Annotated in this window: 3 protein-coding genes; all 3 read left to right on the top strand. The window is 56.7% G+C overall.

Annotation, left to right across the window (positions count from 1 at the left end; translation table 11 throughout):
- Nucleotides 1-899: Rpn family recombination-promoting nuclease/putative transposase (locus tag LBO03_02975; GenBank protein MDR3348561.1), on the top strand; the 899-nt coding region annotated here is incomplete at its 5' end.
- 808 nt (nucleotides 900-1,707) lie between these two features.
- On the top strand, nucleotides 1,708-3,420 hold the full coding sequence (locus LBO03_02970) for an ABC transporter ATP-binding protein/permease (protein MDR3348560.1): 1,713 nt from the start codon (nucleotides 1,708-1,710) through the stop codon (nucleotides 3,418-3,420).
- Nucleotides 3,421-3,520: 100 nt separating this feature from the next.
- Nucleotides 3,521-4,141 carry a flavodoxin family protein gene (locus LBO03_02965; GenBank protein ID MDR3348559.1) on the top strand — a complete coding sequence of 207 codons (621 nt, stop codon included), beginning with the start codon at nucleotides 3,521-3,523 and terminating at the stop codon, nucleotides 4,139-4,141.
- Nucleotides 4,142-4,371: the final 230 nt, after the last annotated feature.

Raw genomic sequence — 4,371 nt, 5'->3', positions numbered from 1 at the left:
CAAAGCTCGAATACACCTTCAAGAACGATACCCTGTTTAAGATGCTTTTTGTGAAAAACCCCGATTTGCTCAAGCGGCTTGTCGCGGAACTGCTCGGCGTGAAGCACGGCAGCATTGGTAAGTTCGCGATAACGAACCCGGAAATGCCGCCGGAAGCGATCGGGGACAAGTTCTGCCGCCTTGACGTCAACATGACGGTGGATGGGCAAAGGGTGGACTTGGAAATACAGGTCAGGGACGAAAACGACTTCCCGGAGCGGACACTTTTTCATTGGGCGCGCGAATATTCGACCTCCCTCGGGGAGGGGGACGCCTACAGCGAACTCCCGCGGGTCGTCATCATCAGCATCGTGGCGTTCAGGATGTTTGACTGCCAAGAGTGCCACAGCGAGTTTCAGGCGCTTGAAGTTACGCGGCATGTGCCGCTGACGGACAGGCTGTCCTTGCAGTATTACGAACTGCCGAAGCTGCCGAAGGCAGTCAGCGCGGACAACGCGTTGGAGCTATGGCTCAAACTGTTTGACGCGGACACGGAGGAAGAATTGCGGCAAATTGAGGAACTGGGGGTGCCGATTATGCAACAGGCGATAGGAGCGTACCGCAGCGTCACGGCAACGGAAGAATTCAGGACGTTGGAGCGCATGCGTTCCGACGCCAGGCGCAACGAAGCGTCGGCGTTGGCCAATGCCCGGCGCGAAGCGGCAGAGGAAGCCGACGCGAAGTGGCGGGGCGTCGTCGCCGAAAAGGACGCGGCGCTTGTGGAAAAGGACGCGGCGCTTGTGGAAAAGGACGCGGCGCTTGTGGAAAAGGACGCGGCACTTGTGGAAAAGGACGCGGCGCTTGTGGAAAAAGAAGCAGAGATCGCGCGGCTGCGCGCCATGCTCCAGGAAGGTAAATAGCAGATACGGGAGCTATTTGTTTTGTTTCTCTGCCCTAAAGCCTATTACGCCCCGATACTCCGCCCCCGCACCCGCAGGGCAACGCGTGGGCCGCAACCCTGCGCCAACCGCCGGCCGCTGACACGGCCTTATACTTATTGTGTCTCCGATTAAGACACTCCTTAGGATTTGCGAGATAATTTGCCGTCCGGCGCGGCACGAAAGGCAAGCGAACCCGTAGGTCCGGCAAGGCTTCAGAAGAAAGCTGGGCGGTAAATCGGCCGTAAAGTCAGTAGGATTTTAATAGGGGAGCAGTACCGGCATCTTGCGCCGAAAGGCAAAAAGCGGGGACACTCCGCGCGCCGCGAAAAGAATGCGCGAAATGCCCCCCCAAACGCAGTTGTGCCGGTTTGCTTTGCGCGGATGCGCCTATTTTTTGTTTTTGAGTTCTTTCGGGCTAAGGCGGCGCGACACCTTGGTAACCGAGGCGGACTTGCCGGCGGCTGCGCCGCGCGCCGTCCGCGGCGCGCCATGGATGAGCACGGCGGCAAACTGCCGCGCAAATACTATTCATGGCTCAATCCGAAAACAGTATGGCTTTCGCCGGCGCGGATTGGCCGTTGCCAAACATGCCGCAGTATCCGTAGGCGGCTGTCGGCGATTCTCTTAAATATTTCGCTGTCGGCGGCAGGATTTTGCCCGACAACCGCCAAATATATAATGGTTGGCCGCCAGCTGGATTTTTCCGCCCGCGAACCGGCAAGGCTGCGGAGCGGCTCAGCCGGGCAGCCATATTTTAAGGCAGCCCGGTATTTTAAGGAGACACATGGTGGAAAAAATAGCCAGCAAAAGTTTTTTGGCTTCTTTATGGCGGCTTACCCGCGAGTATTGGCGTTCCGAGGAAAAATACCGCGCCGCTTTTTTGCTGGCCGCGATCATCGCGCTCAGCCTTGGGCAAGTGTACATGTTAGTTGTGCTCAATCGGTGGTACAACGATTTTTACACCGCCTTGCAGGAATACAAGAACGCGGAAATAATCGGTGCGGTAAAGGATTTTTGCCTGATCGCCGCCGTATATGTTTCCATAGCGGTTTATTCGTATTATTTGCAACAAGTGCTGCAGATGCGCTGGCGCACTTGGATGACCAGGCGGTATGTCGAGCATTGGCTTACGGCCAGGACTTATTATCTTTTGCAGATGTTTGAGAAAGACACGGACAATCCCGACCAGCGCATAAGCGACGATATCAAGCTGTTTGTGGAAAGCACGCTGTCTTTGGCGCTGGGGCTGATCAAAAATATAGTTTTGTTCGTATCTTTTGCCGGCATACTATGGAGCCTGTCCGGGGCGCTTGACCTTGGCCCCTATGGCATTCCCGTTTCCATCCCGGGCTACATGCTTTGGGTAACCGTGCTTTACGCGGCGGCCGGCACCTATCTGACCGACAAAACCGGGCGCGCGCTGGGGCGGCTGAATTTTGAGCAGCAAAGATTTGAGGCGGATTTTCGCTACAGCATGGTCAGGCTGCGCGAAAACAGCGAAAACGTGGCTTTTTACAAGGGCGAACGCTTTGAGGGGGATTATTTCGGCAAAAAATTTTCCATATTGATTGCCAACCTTTGGAAGATTGTCCGCAAACAAAAACAAGTGGTCGCCCTGACTTCCACTTATTCCCAGGTATCGGTTATCGTGCCGCTGGCTTTGAGCATGCCAAGGTATCTGTCCCGCGCCATAAACCTTGGCGGGCTCATGCAGATAACGGCGGCTTTCGGTCGGGTACAGGACGCCCTTTCTTTTTTCGTCGACGCCTATGTAACTATGGCGCAGTGGTATTCGGTGGTGGCGCGTCTCACCGGCTTTCAGCGGCACATGAACGAAATCCGGGAAAAATATCGGCAGAAAGGGCAGGATTATCTCAAAGGGGCGGCCGGCAGCCTGCTTTTGAAAGATTTGTCGGTCAACCTGCCGGACGGACGGGAGTTGATAAGCCGTTTGAATGTTGATTTCGCCCCGGGCTCAACCTGGATAGTCAAAGGGCCGAGCGGATCGGGCAAAAGTTCGCTCCTGCGTTCTTTGTCCGGGCTGTGGCCGTATGTCAGCGGCGAGATTGTTTACCCGGCAGGCATAAAGATGTTCCTGCCGCAAAGGTCTTACCTGCCGCTCGGTTCATTGCGCGACGCGCTTTTGTACCCGGGGCGCTCTGGTGTCGCCGATGAGCGCGTCAAAGAGGCCCTGGCGCTCTGCCGGTTGGAATGGCTGGCGGCCGAGCTTGATAGGGAAGAAGATTGGGCGCATATTTTCTCGCCCGGCGAGCAGCAGCGTATCGCCTTTGTCCGTGCGCTCATCCACGCCCCGGACTGGCTGTTCCTGGATGAGGCTACCTCGGCCATGGACGAGGCGCTGGAGCGCGAAATGTACGAACTTTTGGCCGCACGCCTGCCCGCCGCAGCCGTTATCAGCGTTGGCCACCGAAGCACGCTGGGCAGTTTCCACCGCAGCCAGCTCATATTGACGGGCGGCGGGGGCTGGCGTGCGCAATGACAAGGCTTCGGCGGAAGTTATCTTAAAAGGCGCGCCGGCAGAAACCGGCCGCGCATGTTGGGGGAAACTGGGAAAATAAAATTTTCAGGGGGGATATTTCATGAAAGTTCTTTTGCTCAACGGCAGCCCGCATGAAAAAGGCTGCACTTTTACCGCGCTCAGCGAAGTCGCCGGACAATTAGAAAAAGACGGCATCGAAACGCAGTTTTTGCACATCGGCACTAAACCGGTGCAAGGCTGCGTTGCCTGTCAGGGCTGCGCCAAAAGCGGATATTGCGTGTTCAAGGACGACAAGGTAAACGAATGTGTCGATCTTTTGAAAGCCGCCGATGGGTTCGTGGTAGGGTCGCCGGTGTACTATTCCGCGCCTAACGGCGCTTTGTGCGCCTTCCTGGACAGGCTGTTTTATCGCAAGGCCCAAGCCTACGCTTACAAACCGGCGGCTTGTGTGGTCAGTTGTCGGCGCGGCGGCGCCACGGCTTCTTTTGACCGCCTGAACAAGTATTTTACCATTTCGCAAATGCCGGTTGTTTCTTCGCAATACTGGAACAGCGTCCACGGCAACACGCCCGAAGAAGTAAGGCAGGACGCGGAAGGGCTGCAAACCATGCGCACCCTCGGCAACAACATGGCTTGGCTTTTAAAGTGCATTGACGCGGCCAAGGGCGTAGTCGCACGACCGGAAACGGAAGCCCCGGCCAGGACAAACTTCATCCGCTGACACTTTGCCGATGCAGTCCGCCGCCCTTTCGACGGACTGCGCGGCTTGCCGCGAACGCAAATGCGAAGCGAGGCGACACACACCGCAACAGGCCGCGCGCGGCCATGCGCGTGGGTTGTTAGCCACTTTTGGCCGCGCCGCCGAAAAAGTCCAGCTTAAGGTAAAGCCTGTCTCTGTCGTCTTGCGTTATGCCCAGATACCGCTGGGTCGTCGCGAAAGAGCTATGGTTG

Source organism: Acidaminococcales bacterium, from assembly GCA_031290885.1.
GTDB lineage: Bacteria > Bacillota > Negativicutes > Acidaminococcales > JAISLQ01 > JAISLQ01.
The sequence above is the reverse complement of the archived record's forward strand: the minus strand, read 5'-3'. Positions and strand labels throughout refer to the sequence as shown.